Origin of the sequence: Pollutimonas subterranea (assembly GCF_002849655.1) — a bacterium.
Taxonomy (GTDB): Bacteria; Pseudomonadota; Gammaproteobacteria; order Burkholderiales; family Burkholderiaceae_B; genus Pollutimonas; species Pollutimonas subterranea.
Map to the genome: position 1 here is coordinate 90,145 of NZ_PDNW01000001.1, position 15,409 is coordinate 105,553.

The 15,409-nt window shown below is 57.0% G+C and carries 14 protein-coding genes and 1 tRNA gene; 8 read left to right on the forward strand and 7 right to left on the reverse strand.

All coding sequences use genetic code 11. The annotated features are described in order from the left end of the window. The 4 genes from CR159_RS00425 (at position 1) to CR159_RS00440 (ending at position 5,355) form a co-directional block, all read left to right on the forward strand. Positions 1–1,605, forward strand: a complete 1,605-nt coding sequence (locus CR159_RS00425; protein ID WP_102072031.1) for a carboxyl transferase domain-containing protein — start codon at positions 1–3, stop codon at positions 1,603–1,605. Position 1,606: 1 nt separating this feature from the next. Further along, positions 1,607–3,595: an acetyl-CoA carboxylase biotin carboxylase subunit gene (locus tag CR159_RS00430; protein WP_102072032.1), complete on the forward strand. Its 1,989-nt coding sequence runs from the start codon at positions 1,607–1,609 to the stop codon at positions 3,593–3,595. 142 nt (positions 3,596–3,737) lie between these two features. Beyond that, positions 3,738–4,541: an IclR family transcriptional regulator gene (locus CR159_RS00435; protein WP_102072033.1), complete on the forward strand. Its 804-nt coding sequence runs from the start codon at positions 3,738–3,740 to the stop codon at positions 4,539–4,541. A 1-nt stretch (position 4,542) separates the two neighbouring features. Next, positions 4,543–5,355 carry an IclR family transcriptional regulator gene (locus tag CR159_RS00440; protein WP_158238476.1) on the forward strand — a complete coding sequence of 271 codons (813 nt, stop codon included), beginning with the start codon at positions 4,543–4,545 and terminating at the stop codon, positions 5,353–5,355. Positions 5,356–5,376: 21 nt separating this feature from the next. On the opposite strand, the gene CR159_RS00445 is transcribed toward CR159_RS00440, so the two are convergent. After that, complete coding sequence (locus tag CR159_RS00445; RefSeq protein ID WP_102072035.1) at positions 5,377–6,537, reverse strand: acyl-CoA dehydrogenase family protein; 1,161 nt, start codon at positions 6,535–6,537, stop codon at positions 5,377–5,379. A 107-nt stretch (positions 6,538–6,644) separates the two neighbouring features. Between CR159_RS00445 and CR159_RS00450 the strand changes: the two genes are divergently transcribed. After that, on the forward strand, positions 6,645–7,541 hold the full coding sequence (locus tag CR159_RS00450) for a LysR family transcriptional regulator (protein WP_102072036.1): 897 nt from the start codon (positions 6,645–6,647) through the stop codon (positions 7,539–7,541). A 121-nt stretch (positions 7,542–7,662) separates the two neighbouring features. Here the strand turns inward: CR159_RS00450 and CR159_RS00455 are convergent, their stop codons facing one another. After that, a complete protein-coding gene (locus CR159_RS00455; protein ID WP_102072037.1) occupies positions 7,663–8,295 on the reverse strand; it encodes a hypothetical protein in 633 nt (210 codons plus the stop codon). Between the two features lie 81 nt (positions 8,296–8,376). Next, positions 8,377–8,452 (reverse strand) — tRNA-Gly (locus CR159_RS00460). 263 nt (positions 8,453–8,715) lie between these two features. On the opposite strand from CR159_RS00460, the gene murB reads away from it, so the two are divergent. Next, positions 8,716–9,738, forward strand: a complete 1,023-nt coding sequence (gene murB / locus CR159_RS00465; RefSeq protein ID WP_439650481.1) for a UDP-N-acetylmuramate dehydrogenase — start codon at positions 8,716–8,718, stop codon at positions 9,736–9,738. Here the strand turns inward: murB and dapB are convergent. Beyond that, the gene (gene dapB / locus CR159_RS00470; RefSeq protein WP_102072038.1) at positions 9,731–10,522 is read right to left on the reverse strand and encodes a 4-hydroxy-tetrahydrodipicolinate reductase; all 792 of its coding nucleotides are present in this window, start codon (positions 10,520–10,522) and stop codon (positions 9,731–9,733) included. The genes murB and dapB overlap by 8 nt on opposite strands. Before the next feature lie 8 nt (positions 10,523–10,530). Beyond that, positions 10,531–10,968 carry an outer membrane protein assembly factor BamE gene (locus CR159_RS00475; protein ID WP_102072039.1) on the reverse strand — a complete coding sequence of 146 codons (438 nt, stop codon included), beginning with the start codon at positions 10,966–10,968 and terminating at the stop codon, positions 10,531–10,533. Positions 10,969–11,178: 210 nt separating this feature from the next. Between CR159_RS00475 and fur the strand changes: the two genes are divergently transcribed. Beyond that, on the forward strand, positions 11,179–11,604 hold the full coding sequence (fur, locus tag CR159_RS00480; protein WP_102072040.1) for a ferric iron uptake transcriptional regulator: 426 nt from the start codon (positions 11,179–11,181) through the stop codon (positions 11,602–11,604). Positions 11,605–11,671: 67 nt separating this feature from the next. On the opposite strand, the gene recN is transcribed toward fur, so the two are convergent. After that, the gene (gene recN / locus CR159_RS00485; RefSeq protein ID WP_102072041.1) at positions 11,672–13,318 is read right to left on the reverse strand and encodes a DNA repair protein RecN; all 1,647 of its coding nucleotides are present in this window, start codon (positions 13,316–13,318) and stop codon (positions 11,672–11,674) included. A 3-nt stretch (positions 13,319–13,321) separates the two neighbouring features. Further along, a complete protein-coding gene (locus CR159_RS00490; RefSeq protein ID WP_102072042.1) occupies positions 13,322–14,221 on the reverse strand; it encodes an NAD kinase in 900 nt (299 codons plus the stop codon). Between the two features lie 116 nt (positions 14,222–14,337). On the opposite strand from CR159_RS00490, the gene hrcA reads away from it, so the two are divergent. Next, positions 14,338–15,348, forward strand: coding sequence for a heat-inducible transcriptional repressor HrcA (hrcA, locus tag CR159_RS00495; RefSeq protein WP_102072043.1), 1,011 nt, complete (start codon positions 14,338–14,340; stop codon positions 15,346–15,348). Positions 15,349–15,409: the final 61 nt, after the last annotated feature.

A 15,409-nucleotide genomic window follows, 5' to 3' on the forward strand; every position in this document is an offset into this window, starting at 1 on the left:
ATGGCAATACTTCATTCCATGTTGCGCAATGCCGGCGGGGATTTCGATCGGAATGTAGCGGCTTATGAAGACTGGCGGGAGCAGGTGAAAGCGGCTCAGCGGCCTTCCGTCCTGGGTGGGGGAGGCAAGTATGCGAAGACTCATGTTGAGCGCAATAAGCTCATGCCACGCGAGCGTATCAATGAACTTCTTGACCCGGGCACGCCCTTCCAGGAGGTCGGGCAGTTGGCTGGACATGGGCTCTACGAAGACGAGGTTCCTTCCGGCGGGCTGATTGTCGGAGTGGGCATGGTCGAAGGACGGCCTTGCATGGTGATGGCGAACGATGCGACGGTTAAGGGTGGCACTTACTATCCCATTACCATCAAGAAGCAAATTCGAGCTCAGGCCATTGCGCGCGAGAACGGATTGCCATGCATCTACCTGGTTGATTCCGGTGGCGCCTTTCTGCCATTGCAGGAAGAGATTTTCCCTGATGAACATCATTTTGGGCGTATCTTCCGCAACATCGCCGAGATGTCCTCGCTAGGGATCAAGCAGATCGCCGCCGTTATGGGATCTTGCACAGCGGGTGGTGCCTATATTCCGGCCATGTGCGATGAGACCGTCATCATAAACGGCAACGGTACGATTTTCCTGGGTGGGCCGCAATTGGTGCAAGCTGCGACCGGCGTCGTGGTCGATGCGGAAACGCTAGGCGGAGCGGATGTCCATACACGCCTGTCGGGCGTGGCTGACCACTTTGCCGACGACGATTCACACGCTCTTTCGATCATTCGCGAAATTGTCGCGCGTCCGGGACCTAAGTCTTTCCGGCCGCCGCCCAAGACACCATTGTCACCACTCTATGACCCAGCCGAATTGCCAGGGCTGATTCCCGCCAACCCCAAGCAGCCGATTCCGGCGCGCGAAATTCTGGCTCGCCTGATGGACGGAAGCGAGCTCAATCTATATCGCGAACGCTATGGACCAACGCTCATATGCGGTACGGGCGCGATCGAGGGCTATCCGGTCGGGGTCTTGATCAACGATGGTCCTCTCTTTTCAGAGAGTGCCCAGAAAGCGGCCAATTTCATTGAGCTTTGTACCCAGAGCGACATTCCGTTGCTGTTTCTCCACAACGTCAGTGGGTTCATGGTCGGGCCGGAATACGAGCATGGTGGGATCGCCAAGGATGGCGCCAAGATGGTGAACGCAGTGTCCACTTCCCGTGTGCCCAAGTTCAGCGTCATTATCGGCGGCAGCTATGGGGCGGGGAATTTCGCCATGTGCGGTCGCGCTTTTGGTCCACGTTTTATGGCAATGTGGCCCAATGCACGTACTTCGGTCATGGGGGGCGAGCAGGCGGCCACTGTGCTTGCTCTTGTGCGTAAGGACCAACTTGCCCGCCAGGGCAAGGAATTCACTGTCGAAGAGGTTGAAGCTTTCAAGCAGCCTATTCGAGACCATTATGCAAGTCATAGCACTCCAGTTTACGCAGCTTCCCGGCTATGGGTTGATTCCGTAATCGATCCGGTCAACACTCGCCAATGGCTCGCGTTGGGATTGGCTCTGGCCCACAACGGGCCTAGTGAAAGCACACGCTTCGGCGTATTCAGGATGTAACATGTTCAGACGCATATTGATTGCCAACCGCGGTGAGATCGCCTGCCGTATCGCCCGGACGTGCCGGGACCTGGGAATAGAGTTCGTGGCGGTGTATTCATCGGCCGATGCGGGTGCATTGCACTTGAAGGGCGCTGTTGCAAGGGTTTGCGTCGGAGGCGGACCCGCCACAGATAGTTACCTGAAAGGGGATGCGATTATCGCGGCTGCTCTCCAGCATGGCTGCGAGGCGATCCATCCGGGGTACGGCTTCCTTTCCGAGAATGCGGATTTTGCACAGGCAGTGCAGGATGCCGGCCTGGTTTTCATCGGCCCGCGCGCGCAAACGATCTCGGCGCTCGGAGACAAATCCCGCGCGAAGTCGTTGATGCGAGACGCCGGCGTGCCAACCGTGCCTGGTATGGTGGAGGCGAGCGAAGATCCGGCGCAAATAGAACGGATGATCCACGAGATTGGGCTGCCGGTCCTGCTCAAACCTAGCGCCGGCGGTGGTGGAAAAGGCATGCAGGTCCTTCTATCATTAAATGATCTGCGCCCAGCGGTCGTAGCGGCAATTCGGGTGGCACGCAGCAGCTTTGGTGACGGACGGCTGATCGTGGAGCGATTCGTCGAACGGCCCAGGCATGTGGAAGTGCAGGTATTCGGGGACCAGCAAGGCAATGTGGTGCATTTGTATGAGCGCGAGTGCACGCTGCAGCGGCGCCATCAAAAGGTGGTTGAAGAGGCGCCGGCGATTGCGCTGCCTGAGGCGGTCCGCAAGCAACTCCACGATGCGGCGGTTCGGGGCGCGTTCAGTATCGGATACGTGAATGCCGGCACTTTTGAGTTCATCGTAGATCAGGATCATAATTTTTACTTTCTCGAAGTGAACACGCGCTTGCAGGTCGAGCATCCGGTAACTGAAGAAATCACCGGCCTGGATTTGGTGGCATGGCAGTTCCGGGTCGCGGCGGGCGATCCGTTGCCGTTGGCTCAGTCGCAGATCAAGGCGCTGGGTTGCGCGATCGAGTGCAGACTCTATGCGGAAGATCCGGCGGAAGGTTTTCGCCCGGCGCCGGGTCGCGTGGCGCGCGTGGAGTGGCCGAAGGATGCGCGCGTCGAAGCGGGCATAGCGGCCGGAGACAGCGTTCCCGCCTTCTACGATCCCATGGTGGCAAAGCTGGTGGTTCGGGGCGAAAATCGTGTTCAGGCGCTGGCGCATATGCATGAGGCCTTGAAAAGCACTGTTTTGCTAGGGCTGACGACCAACCTAGGCTTTCTGACGCGAGTGCTCGAGGATCCCAAAGTCCATAGCGGACAGATTCATACGCAATACCTCGATGACTCAAAAGAACTTCACAAGCCGGATTCAAACATAGCGGCAGCCGTCGCCTGTGCGGCCTCCCTGTTCAGCGTATCGGGCGAATCATATTCATCGTGGACGGCCAGCGGAAAAGAGGGTGTGCTTGACCGGGAGTCGCTGAGTACCGTGGCACCGTTGGGCACGTTGAGCTTTTGGGCGGGCGATCGATTGATCCGTGCCAACCTGTCAGGCCTCCAGGATGGTCAACTCAGCTTGTGCGTGGACGGAGAAGCGTTCGAGGTCAGCGTTTCGTCGTCTGGGAACGAGGTCATTCGGGGCTCGATAAATGGGCGCCCTTGGGCTGCGTGTGATACGGGTACGGCCATCGAGTTGCAAGTGAGCGGCAGCCGCTATACGGTTCAGCGGGCCCGTTCCCGCCGTCCCGGCGAAGTCAAGGCTGCGGGTGCCGCAGTCGCTCCGATGCCCGGCATCGTGGCCGCGCTACCCGTTGAAATTGGAAATGTAGTGGCGGAGGGCGATGTCTTGGCTGTCGTGGAGGCCATGAAGATGGAAAATCAAGTACTCGCGTCCGCAGCCGGGTTGGTGACCGCAATTCACTATTCGGTCGGTGCCAATGTCAATGTTGGAGATCTGCTGGTTGAAGTGGATGTCGACGATTCCAGGGCACGGAGCGAATCCATTGAATAATGCATGGGCAACGGACGATGAACGGACTAATTTTGTTTTGACTTGACGTTTCTGGTATTTGGTTTCCCTTTAAAATCCGCTGTGTAGCCAGATCATTTTGACTTCGTGACCTATAATTCCATTTTTGACCTACCGGATCTACATGAACCAGATTGAGAGCTGCCTAAGTACGGACAGCAGTGGAACCGGCGTGCGCGTATTGGCGAGGGGACTGACCATTCTACATGCGTTCGAACCTGATAATGCGTGGCGCTCGAACGCTGAATTATCGGCGCTTACCAACGTTCCGAAGCCGACGGTTTCCCGCATCACGGCGACGTTGACTGATGCCGGTTATCTCATCTACTCGCCCGAAAAAGCGCAATACAAGCTGGGTCCGGCCGTATTGGCGCTTGGCTACCTGGCCGCTTCGATTTGTGAGCTGACGATGCAGGCAAGGCCATTGATGCAGGAGTTGGCTGATGAGCAGAACGGCTCGATCGTTCTGGCGTCGTTGGATGGCTTAAGCATGGTGTGCCAGGAAGTGTGTCACGGCCGCGGGATGCTGTTCGCGCTGCGTGTACATCCCGGCTCGCGCTTGAGTCTGTCCCGGTCCGCTCTGGGAAGGGCGCTGATCGGCGCAATGGCCGAGCAAGAGCGCAGCAAACTTCTGGCGGCCATTGCGCAGGCCCATCCCGAGCACTGGCAAACGCTGGAGCCCGAAATTCAAGCCAGTGTCCGGCAAATGCAAATGCACAACTATTGCATTGCTTCCGGCACATTAGAGACCGGAACCAACGGTATTGCGGTGGTTATCGACACTCCGGAACAGCCTCACGCCTATGCGCTTGGGTTTGCCGTTCCTGCTAACCAGGTCACGGGTGAATACTTGGCAAGCACAGTAGCCCCACGACTGCTGGAAATCAAGCGTCGCCTGGAGCATGATTTGGCCCGCAGGAGCACATGACGTGAGACGACGTACAACTAAACAAACTTCATCCAAACTCATGCCAGAGACGCAATCGTCCAGTCAGGTCAACTCGCTACAGCGAGGGCTTGATATTCTGCATCAATTTGACGGCCGCCAGGCGCTATTGACGCATACTGAAATTTCCACGCGTTTGGGACTGCCGCGGACCACCGCCACCAAGCTGATTGCCACGCTGGTCGCCAATAATTTCCTGCGTCAGGATGCAAGTGGCGCCTATGGGCCGGACGTTGCCTGCCTGGCATTAGGACGAGCGGTCAAACGGGGTTTGCCAGTCGTTCAAGCAGCATCGCCACAGATGGCCCGGTTTGCTGAAGAGTTCGGCGTCCATGTCAGTCTAATGATGAGGGAACGTCTGCAGATGTTGGTGCTCGAACATGCGGTTCCCACTGGCTTCAGTCATTTGGGACTGGCAACCGGGGCGCTGGTGCCGATCGCCCGGTCGGCGTCGGGACGTGCCTATTTATGGGCGCAAAAACCTGCGCTGCAAGCAGAGTTATTCGAGGTATTGAAAGATGTCGGTACAGAAGGCGCACACCGCTTCATGCCGGGTGTCTATGCTGCCTTTCAGGAGCTGGAAGGGCGCGGCTTCTGTTTCATGGCTTCGCCCGTGACGCGTCAGTCGAATTCGATCGCTACACCATTGTATGACCGAGACGTTCCGTCTTACGCGCTGGCGGCGATGTCGGTGGGTGGGGACGATACAGAGCGCGCCTTAATTGAAGAGATCGGCCCACGCCTATTACAGTTGTCTGCGGAAATTTCCCGCGACCTTGAGCGCCTGCCGGCTTAAGGAAGGCCTGGGAAATCGCGCTCATGCCGATTGCATGAGCTGTTTGCCGATGACCAGTTGCTGGATCTGGGTCGTGCCTTCGTAGAGGCGCAGCAAGCGTACATCACGGTAAAAGCGCTCGACCTTATATTCATTGATATAGCCGGACCCTCCGTGTATCTGGACTCCCCGGTCGGCAACACGGCCCACCATCTCGGTAGTGAACATCTTGGCACAGGACGCCTGCATGCTCACTTCGGGGTCGCGGGCACCGCTGACTTTGGCATCATAGCGGTGTGCTACGGACTGCACTAAAGACCATCCGGCCAATAGTTCAGCCTGGCTATCGGCCAGCATGGCTTGCACCAATTGAAAATCTCCGATTCTTTGCCCGAATTGCTTGCGCTGTTGGGCATAGGCGATGCTCTCTCCAAGAATGCGATGTGCCATGCCGCAGGCCAGTGCGGAAATGTGAAGCCGGCCACGGTCCAGCACTTTCATTGCCGTCTTGAAGCCTTTGCCTGGCGTTCCGCCGATGATGTTGGCAGCCGGCACGCGTACATTGTCCAGGTTGACATCGCAAGTCTTGGTGCCGCGCTGACCCATCTTGCGATCAGGTTTGCCCAACGTCAGCCCGGGCAGGCCAGCCGGGACGACGAAAGCGGAGATGCCGGACGCCTCGGCGCCGCCCGTGCGCGCCATAAGAGTGAAGGCACCCGCGCGCGGGGCATTCGTGATGAAGCGCTTGGTGCCGCTAATCAGATAATCGACACCATCAAGGACAGCCCGTGTCTTGATTGCTGCAGCATCCGAACCCGCATCGGGTTCGGTCAGGGCGAACGACACAATCAGCTCGCCGCTGGCGATACGAGGCAGGTACTCAGCCTTCTGTTCCGGCGTCCCGTCCATCAGAATGCCTTGGGAGCCTATGCCTATGTTCGTCCCTACTACCGAACGGAATGCCAAGGCGGTGCGACCCAGCTCATAGGCCACTTCGCATTCTTGAGCCATGTTCAGGCCAATGCCTCCATATTCTTCGGGAATCGAAAGGCCGAACAGGCCCAACTCTTTCATGTCGTCGACGATGTCGTCGGGCACCTTGTCGTGTTCTTCGACATCGTTCTCTGCGGGAACAAGCCGCTCTTGAATGAATCTTTGGAGCGTGGATTTGAGAAGATAAAAGGTCTCTTGGTCGAGCGACATGGTTGGGTTCCTGTATCTGTATTGACAGGCATTATGAAACCATCGATCATTTTGGACAATAGCCAATAATTTGAACATCATGTTCAAAAAAACAGAACAAATTATCTATGAATGTGCAATCCCTAGCTTTACTTGTCGATATCGTAGACGCAGGCAATCTAAGTCTGGCTGCACGCCGATTAAAGATGAGCCGAGCCAACGTCAGCTATCACCTCGCACAATTGGAAAAGTCGGTGGGTCAGCAACTCATGCGTCGCACGACCCGTCGGCTGGAGCTTACTGAAGTCGGTTTGCGCCTCTACCAACACGGCTGCATCATCCGTGACGAATTGATGGCCGCCAAGGAATCAGTAGCGTCGCTTGGCAAAGGTTTGCATGGGTCTGTGCGAATGAGCATGCCGACCGGCTTTGGAGGCTTGGTGATGTCCAGCTGGTTGATCGACTTCAAGCGAGAGTATCCTGATATATCACTTAGCCTCTTGTTTGAAAATCGGGTGGATGACCTATTGCGGGAAGAGGTCGACATAGCAATCAGAGTGATGTCTGAGCCACCAGAGCAGATGGTTGCGGTGGAGTTGGCAAGAGTTCGTTATGTGGTATGCGCCGCCGTCGACTACGCGCGTACGCATTCTATGCCTGCACATCCCGCCGATTTGCCACACATGCCGGTGATTACATCCGCAGCGGTAGGAAGGGAACTGCGGGTCTCCGCCTACCGCGGGGAAGAATCACACCAGTTGACGCTGCATCCGACCTTGGCGTCAGAGAACTTTCAGTTCCTGAGAGAGGCTGTGTTGGGTGGCCTGGGTGTTGGGCTGGTTCCCGAGTACGTGGTTGCACATGATGTCGCGGAGGGACGTGCGGTGACATCGTTGACCGAATGGCGCCTTAGTGTATTCGGAACTCGTATGTACCTGCTGCGGATGCCGGGACGTTACCAAACGCTCGCTACACGCACTTTAATCGACTTCATGGTCAAGAGGGCCAGAGCCTGGTCCAAGTGATCAAGGCCATGCCGAAGCCATAGCGTTTTACATTCGCAATCTTGTTTTTAAAGGCGCCATAGGCATTTCCGTATTACGCAGGAAATACCCGACGAGGCCCAGGATGGCACTGGCCATGAGATCAAATGCTGTCGCGTTGATGCGCATCGGTGCCCCGCAACCATTGCAGATAAGACGAGCGGGTCACGGCAGACACCGAATCCAGCACTTTCTGATGATCGACTTGATGCCGCATCAGCAATCGCGCATTGGCTACAACGCGCGATTTGCAGAACCAGTGGCAACTATGCTGGAACAGATACAGTTCTGCCGAGAGGTGGTAGGCGCGTTGTTTTGCATCCCAGCGGCCTTCGTTATCCACCGCATGGCGCAAGCCGGCTGCATGGATTTGCAGCAGCTCGCGAAAATCCCGCGACGCCGCAGGAAGAAAACGCTCGGCATAAGGCACGCAAAACGGGAGCGCACCCATGCCGGCGGCCAGTGTGCTTTCTTTCTGCATGGCGTCGGCCAGTGACTGTACCTGTGCCGCCACTGCGCGTTCGGTCAAATCGAAGCTTTTCAGTACCTGGACTTGGCGCGTTTCATCCTCTTCCTGGATGGCGCGCGTGTAGCCTTGCGTCAGTGTTTCCATATGACGTTCAAGCTGCAAACTGGCTAAATGACGCCCCAGCAAGGCAATATGCGCGCGCTGGTAAAGTACGCGCAACACCTGCCATGCCGCGAGGGCCAACAATAGGATTAATGCGGTTTCCATTGCTTGTATTCCTACATCGTCCCACCGAAACGTCGGCGCGCACAAAAAGGCCCAAACCGAAGTTTGGGCCTTTTTAGAATTTGGAGCGGGAAACGAGGCTCGAACTCGCGACCTCAACCTTGGCAAGGTTGCGCTCTACCAACTGAGCTATTCCCGCTTGGGTACTGCATTTACTGCTTTCATCGGGGTTTGTTTAGAACCGCTCTGAAAGAAGTCCCGCATATTAACCGTTTTTTTTACGTTGCGCAAATCGCTTTGATTCGCTGGCTTTTGCAATTTGCCACCCGTATAAAACGGTATTGGCTGGGCTCATTGCGTAAGGCCAAAAAGCTCGTTAAAAATCTAGTAATATTTAGCGAAGAACAAAATAATAGCACAGGTGCATGGGGCCCTGTCAAATCGCAAATTACTTCAGGCTGAATTTTGCTGGAAATTTCTACTATCGACCTTGTTTCCCTCAATACGCTGGGGCTGCGGTCCTGCGCGAAAGCAATGACTCGTTATCGCACGGCAAGTCAGTTGCCGGAGCTTTCAGACATATGCCGCGGGTACCCCGCAGTATTCGTATTGGGCGGTGGTAGCAATGTGGTCCTGGAGTCTCTCCTGGAGAGCTTAGTGATCAAGGTCGAATCGACGGGGGTAGGCGTCCATAGCGAAACCGACGCCGAAATAATCGTCGAGGCACATGCCGGCGAGAGCTGGCATGCCTTCGTATCCGGCTGTGTGGACCGCGGCTGGAACGGGCTTGAAAACCTTGCGCTGATACCGGGCACGGTGGGGGCGGCGCCCGTGCAGAATATCGGCGCCTATGGCGTCGAACTGGATCAACGTTTTCACAGCTTGGTAGCGTGGGATATGCATGAAGCCCGGATGGTCGACATGGACGCTGCCGATTGCCGGTTCTCGTATCGCAATAGCTTTTTCAAGCAAGCCGCACCGGGCAGGTGGCTGATTTTGAAAGTGCGTTTTCAATTGCCGAAGCAGTGGCATCCTTCGCTGGACTATCCGGATTTACGGCGGCATCCCGCACTACAAAGGGCCGCTTCCTCGGTCACGCCGCGACAGGTTTTCGATGCGGTGTGCGAGATTCGGCGGCAGAAGCTGCCCGATCCTGCTGTTCTGGGCAATGCAGGCAGCTTTTTCAAGAATCCTATTGTTACGCTGGCGCAGTATGAGTCCATCAAGGCCACCGCCCCTGAGATGGTCGCCTATCCTCAGGACGGCGGGCTGTACAAGCTGGCTGCCGGATGGCTGATTGATCGCGCGGGGTGGAAAGGGCGGCGTGTCGGCGCCGTCGGGGTACACGAACGCCAAGCCCTGGTGCTGGTCAATTATGGTGGAGCGACGGCCCACGATATCAAACGACTCGCTGAATCGATACGGGCCGATGTCATGAACCGGTTTGGCGTGCTCCTTGAGCAGGAGCCGGTGCCAGTCAGTTAGCCAGGACGTCCTGCATGTCGAACAGTCCGAACTGCTTGCGGGCCAGATAGCGTGCCGCACGCAGGCTGCCTTGCGCATAGGTGGAACGGCTGCTGGACCGGTGCGTGATTTCAATACGTTCGCCGGCGCCGCAGAAATACACAGTATGGTCTCCTACGATATCGCCTCCACGCAGCACCGAAAAGCCGATGTGCCCGGTTTCGCGTGCGCCGGTTTCGCCGTGACGCGCCCAGTCGGCGACGTCGTCGAGTTTTTTCCCCCATGCCGACGCTACGGTCTCGCCCATGGCCAGGGCTGTTCCGGATGGCGCGTCGACCTTGTTGCGATGATGTGCTTCGAACACTTCGACGTCATAGCCGCTGTTGAGCAAGCGGGCTGCCATGTCGAGCAGCTTAAGCGTGGCATTGACGCCTACGCTCATGTTGGGTGCGAATACGACCGCTATCTTTTGGCTTGCCGCCTGGATGGCCTGCTTGCCTTCGTCCGTGAAGCCGGTGGTTCCGATGACGCATTTCACGCCGTGCTTTACGCAGGCCTGCAAATGCAGCAGTGTCCCTTCGGGACGAGTGAAGTCGATCAGGCAATCGGCCCGCGCCAAGGCGTCGAGGTCGGAGCAAATTGGCACGCCCGTGTCGCGGCCCAGGAATGCACCCGCATCCTGGCCGATGGACGATGAACCGGCTCGATCGAGCGCAACGGTCAATTCCAGATCGGGGCATTCGACGATGGCCTCGATAAGCATGCGGCCCATACGACCGTCGGCCCCTGCAATAGCAATACGCATTGTGTCCCCTAGCGCAGCGGTTCGACGCTGTTGGCGCCCGGAATGGGGGCGGGTTCGGCCTCCGGCTCGGTATTGGCGGCTGCTTCGTTATCGTCGCCTTCCGATTCAGCGCCGATGTTGTCACGACCCGTGTCGGCCTTCTGGAACGGTTGTCTGTCGGGTTGTTCGTCGCCTTCCCAGCGCACGAGGCCGTCGCCTTCGAACCAGACGGTGAACTTGCGTTCCTCTTGTTCGCCGTAACCGGGCTTGAGGAAGTAAGGATAGTCCCAGCGGTCGCTACGGAAAATATCCTGCAAAGTGGGTGTTCCAAGGATGAAACGCACCTGTTCCCGAGTCATGCCCTGCTGGAGCTGCGCGACTTGTTCGGAAGTGATCCAGTTGCCTTGCTGAACATCGGGGCGATATGGAAAGCCCCAGTTCGTCGTTCCGCAGGCCGAAAGAGCCATGGCCAGTACACTTACCGCCACGCCGGTGCGAATTTTTGAAAATATTGGTTTTGCAGTCGTTACCACGAAGCGCCCCTGTTATATTCGGATCGAATAAAACCGTTATCATAAAGGTTTAAGAATAAACGCATATTAGCGTTAGTCAGCGTTGGGCGTACGGCAACCTGCCCGCGCCCGGACAACACCATTACCGCCAGAGACATTTTAGCTATGAATGACCAAAGTGAATTGAAGAATATGGGCTTGAAGGCGACGTTTCCGCGTCTCAAGATTCTCGATATTTTCAGGCGTGCCGACCTGCGGCATCAAAGTGCCGAAGACGTCTATCGCGCCTTGATCGCCGAAGATGTCGATATTGGACTTGCCACGGTCTACCGCGTTCTTACGCAGTTCGAACAGGCAGGCATTTTGGTGCGCAGTCAGTTCGATGGCGGCAAGGCGGTGTTCGAACTCAACGATGGCGATCATCACGATCACTTGATCTGCACCAATTGCGGAAAGGTGGTTGAATTTACCGACCATGAAATCGAGAAGCGCCAGCATAAAGTGGCCAAGGACCAAGGCTTCCATCTTGAAAGCCACACAATGCTGCTGTACGGTATTTGCCCTGAATGTTCGCCTCGCCCCGCGAAATAGAGCCAAACACGCTTAATGCCGGGGCAACATTCCGCGCATGCGCGCCGTAGGGGCCATGCTGTTCGGTTTATTCGGCCAGCAGCATTTCCTTGGCGTGCTTGCGCGTGGTTTCGGTGATTTTCAAACCACCCAGCATCCGGGCCACTTCGTTGACCCTGCCAGGTTGGTCCAGGGCTTGAATCAGCGACACCGTGCTGGAACCTGATGTGGATTTCCTGACTTCGTAGTGGTGCATGCCCCGTGCCGCAACTTGCGGAAGGTGGGTGACGCAAAGCACCTGATGGCGTTCGCCCAATTCTCGTAGCAGCCTTCCGACAACATCCGCGACGGCTCCTCCTACTCCGGTGTCGACTTCATCGAAGATAAGCGTGGGCACGCGTGCCGCCTGGCTCGCGATGACCGAGAGAGCCAGCGAGATGCGTGCCAGTTCGCCGCCGGAAGCCACTTTGGCCAGAGGTTTTGGCCGTGTGCCGGCATGGCCGGCTACGAGAAATTCAACAGACTCATCACCATGTGAAGATGGTTCAGAGGTCGTAAGCTTGACCTCGAACACGCCGCCTTTCATGGCCAGGGTCTGCATGGCGTCGGTGACGTGCTTCGTGAGCATTTTGCTGGTCTCGTGGCGGGCCTTGCTGAGTCGTGCCGCCAGGGACGCGTAGTGTTCGCGCCATTCGTCTGTCTGCTTTTCCAGTGCTTCGATGTCGCTGGCATTGCGGCTATCGGCAAGTTGGGCCTGCCAGGCTGACTGCAGCGCAGGCAGTTCTTCCGGTTCGACTTTGAATTTGCGGGCCATGTCGAAGATTGCGGACAGCCGTTGCTCGGCGTGCGCAAGACCGGCCGGGTCGAGTTCCAGCTTGTCCAGGTAGCTGTTCAGGTCGGAGACCGCTTCGGCGCTTGCGATACGGGCCGATTCTATTGAGTCGTATACGCCTTGCAGTTGGTTGTCGTGGCGCAGTAATTGTCGGAGTTGGGTAGACGCGGTGTTGAGCGCGTGCTGCGCCGAGCCGTCTTCTTCGCTGAGGGCGGCAAGGGCCTGCGTGGCGCCATCGAGCAGCGCTTGCCCATGGGCCAGCCGATTATGGTCATTCGTGATGATGTCCCATTCGCCCTTCTTGAGGGCCAGGCGGTCAAGCTCGGACAATTGCCATTCGAGCCGCTCGCGTTCTTCCTGGAGTACCGCGGCGTTTTGTTGTGCCGCGGTCAACGCTTTTTGCGCTTGCTGCCATTGTTGCCAGGCTTGCTGGACTTCCCGCAACAAAGGCAGGTGGCCACCTTGAGCATCAAGCAGGTCGCGCTGACTGGATGTTCTCAAGAGGCTTTGATGGGCATGCTGGCCGTGGATGTCCACCAATTGTTCGCCGAGTTGGCGCAGCTGCCCCAGCGTGACAGGCAAGCCGTTGATGAAGGCTCGGCTGCGCCCTTGATTGTCCAGGACCCGGCGCATGACTAACGCATCGTCGGTATCGAATTCATGTTCCTGCAGCCAGGCGTGCAGCGAATCGGGCGGATCGAAGACGGCCGAAATATCGGTTCGGCTGGCGCCTTCGCGCAGTACACTGATGTCGCTGCGCGCACCCAGTGCCAGTGAAAGGGCGTCGATAAGAATGGACTTGCCTGCACCGGTTTCACCGGAAAAAACGGTGAAACCGGATTCGAACTGAATCTCGGCCTGGTCCACAATGACAAAATCGCGTATATGCAAGGTACGCAGCATGTATTATTCGACCTCGTCTGAGGGTTGGGGCATGTGGTTCCAGTACAGTTTCCGACGCAGTGTCGAGAAAATGCTGTATCCGGTAGGATGGACGAAACGGACCGTATGTTGGGCCCGGCGTACGTCGATGCGGTCGCCGGGCTGGCAATCGGACCAGGTTTGCATATCGAAGTGGACACTGGCCCCGGATTCAACCCTGCCCAAGGCGTTGATGGTAAGGCTTAGCGTTCCGGTATCGGGCAGGACGATAGGGCGATTCGAAAGCGTTTGCGGCGCAACCGGTACCAGAAGGATGGCATTGAGCTGCGGGTGCACGATAGGGCCATTGGCAGACAGCGAATAAGCTGTGGAGCCGGTGGGCGTTGCCACGATCAGGCCGTCGGCACGCTGGCTGTACATGAAAACACCGTCGAGTTCGACGCGAACGTCTATCATGCCGCCGCGGCCCGCACGGTTGAGCACGACGTCATTCACGGCCACGCCCGAAAACATGATTTCGTCGTCGCGCACGACACGGCTTTCGAGAAGCATGCGTTCTTCGATTTCGAAGTTACCCTTCAGGACGCTGGCCAGTGCATCGTTGGCGCTGTGCAACGGAATATCGGTGATAAAACCCAGGCGGCCGTGGTTTATGCCGATTAGCGGCACCTGAGTGACCGCCAATTGGCGGGCCGCGCCCAGCATGGTTCCGTCCCCGCCCATGACCACGGCCAGATCGGCTTGCTGCCCTATGGCTTGGTAATCGGCGACGGTATGTTCGGTAATGCCGGTGTTTGTGGCGGTATCGGCTTCGATGAGCACTTTGCAGCCGGCCGCATGCAGCGTGTCGGCAAGTTTGCGCAAAGGCGCATCAAGCCCGCTGTCTTGATATCTGCCGATGAGCGCAACGGTTTTAAAGTGCATAAGGTAAACACCTTGATGATTGATGGAATAATAGGGATTAATTGATTATATGGTCCCTGCGGCTACATGGCTGTAGGTAGAAAAACCACTTTTTACAACGTTACCGAAATATAGTCATGGATGATCGAGCCAACGCGCTCTTGAAAGCGCTGATAGAACGCTATATTGCGGACGGACAGCCGGTGGGTTCCCGTACCTTGTCAAAGATGTTCGATTTATCGCCGGCGACCATCCGCAACGTCATGGCCGACCTCGAAGATCTGGGACTTATCCATAGCCCTCATACTTCCGCCGGCCGCATACCCACGCCCAAGGGCTATCGGTTGTTTGTTGATCGCCTGCTTGCGGTGCAGCGTTTCGACGTGCTGCCCGCAAGCCATATCCGCCAGATTCTGCCTATGGCCGAGCCGGGCCGAGCGGTCACAGCGGCCGCGGCCTTGCTATCGAACCTGTCGCAATTTGCCGGCGTGGTGCTTGCGCCCAAACGGGCCCAGGTCTTCCGCCAGATCGAATTCATACGTCTTTCCGAAAAGCGGGTTTTGCTTATTATTGTCACGCCCGATGGCGACGTTCAGAACCGAATCCTGTTCGTGGCGCGCGATTACCTGGAACAGGAGCTGCTCGAAGCCAGCAACTTCTTCAATCAACACTTTGCCGGCATGTCTTTCGACCAGGTCCGGCTATCTATTGCCGATGAGCTGTCGTCGCTGCAGGCCGATATCTCGCGGCTGATGCAAGCCGCGGTCGAAGCCGGTACCGCAAGCACGGATGATGATGAAAGCCTGGTCATCTCCGGCGAAAGCAAGCTGCTGGATATATCCGAGATTGCCACCGATATGGACCGCCTGCGACGCATGTTTTCATTGTTTGAAAAGAAAACGGATCTTTTGCAGCTGCTTGACGTGTCCAGCCGGGCGCAAGGTGTGCAGATCTATATCGGCGGCGATTCGCAATTGATGCCGGTGGATGATGTCTCGGTCATTACTGCGCCTTATGGCGTCGACGGCAAGATCGTGGGCACCCTGGGCGTCATAGGCCCGTCGCGCATGGCATACGAACGCGTCATACCCATCGTGGACATTACCGCGCGCATGTTGTCGAATGCGCTTAGCCACAATCAGTCCTGAAGGCTTGCCGGCAGTTCCTGGCGGTCTCTGTTTTCTTCCTGTTGCGCTCGAACGAGTTATA

Excerpts from the sequence above, each read along its gene's own strand:
- CR159_RS00450 (WP_102072036.1), top strand. The coding sequence starts at position 6,645 with ATGAATGTGCAATCCCTAGCTTTACTTGTCGATATCGTAGACGCAGGC.
- CR159_RS00490 (WP_102072042.1), bottom strand. The coding sequence starts at position 14,221 with ATGCACTTTAAAACCGTTGCGCTCATCGGCAGATATCAAGACAGCGGG.
- CR159_RS00425 (WP_102072031.1), top strand. The coding sequence starts at position 1 with ATGGCAATACTTCATTCCATGTTGCGCAATGCCGGCGGGGATTTCGAT.
- dapB (WP_102072038.1), bottom strand. The coding sequence starts at position 10,522 with ATGCGTATTGCTATTGCAGGGGCCGACGGTCGTATGGGCCGCATGCTT.
- CR159_RS00455 (WP_102072037.1), bottom strand. The coding sequence starts at position 8,295 with ATGGAAACCGCATTAATCCTATTGTTGGCCCTCGCGGCATGGCAGGTG.
- recN (WP_102072041.1), bottom strand. The coding sequence starts at position 13,318 with ATGCTGCGTACCTTGCATATACGCGATTTTGTCATTGTGGACCAGGCC.
- hrcA (WP_102072043.1), top strand. The coding sequence starts at position 14,338 with ATGGATGATCGAGCCAACGCGCTCTTGAAAGCGCTGATAGAACGCTAT.
- CR159_RS00435 (WP_102072033.1), top strand. The coding sequence starts at position 3,738 with ATGAACCAGATTGAGAGCTGCCTAAGTACGGACAGCAGTGGAACCGGC.
- CR159_RS00445 (WP_102072035.1), bottom strand. The coding sequence starts at position 6,537 with ATGTCGCTCGACCAAGAGACCTTTTATCTTCTCAAATCCACGCTCCAA.
- CR159_RS00430 (WP_102072032.1), top strand. The coding sequence starts at position 1,607 with ATGTTCAGACGCATATTGATTGCCAACCGCGGTGAGATCGCCTGCCGT.
- fur (WP_102072040.1), top strand. The coding sequence starts at position 11,179 with ATGAATGACCAAAGTGAATTGAAGAATATGGGCTTGAAGGCGACGTTT.
- CR159_RS00475 (WP_102072039.1), bottom strand. The coding sequence starts at position 10,968 with ATGGCTCTTTCGGCCTGCGGAACGACGAACTGGGGCTTTCCATATCGC.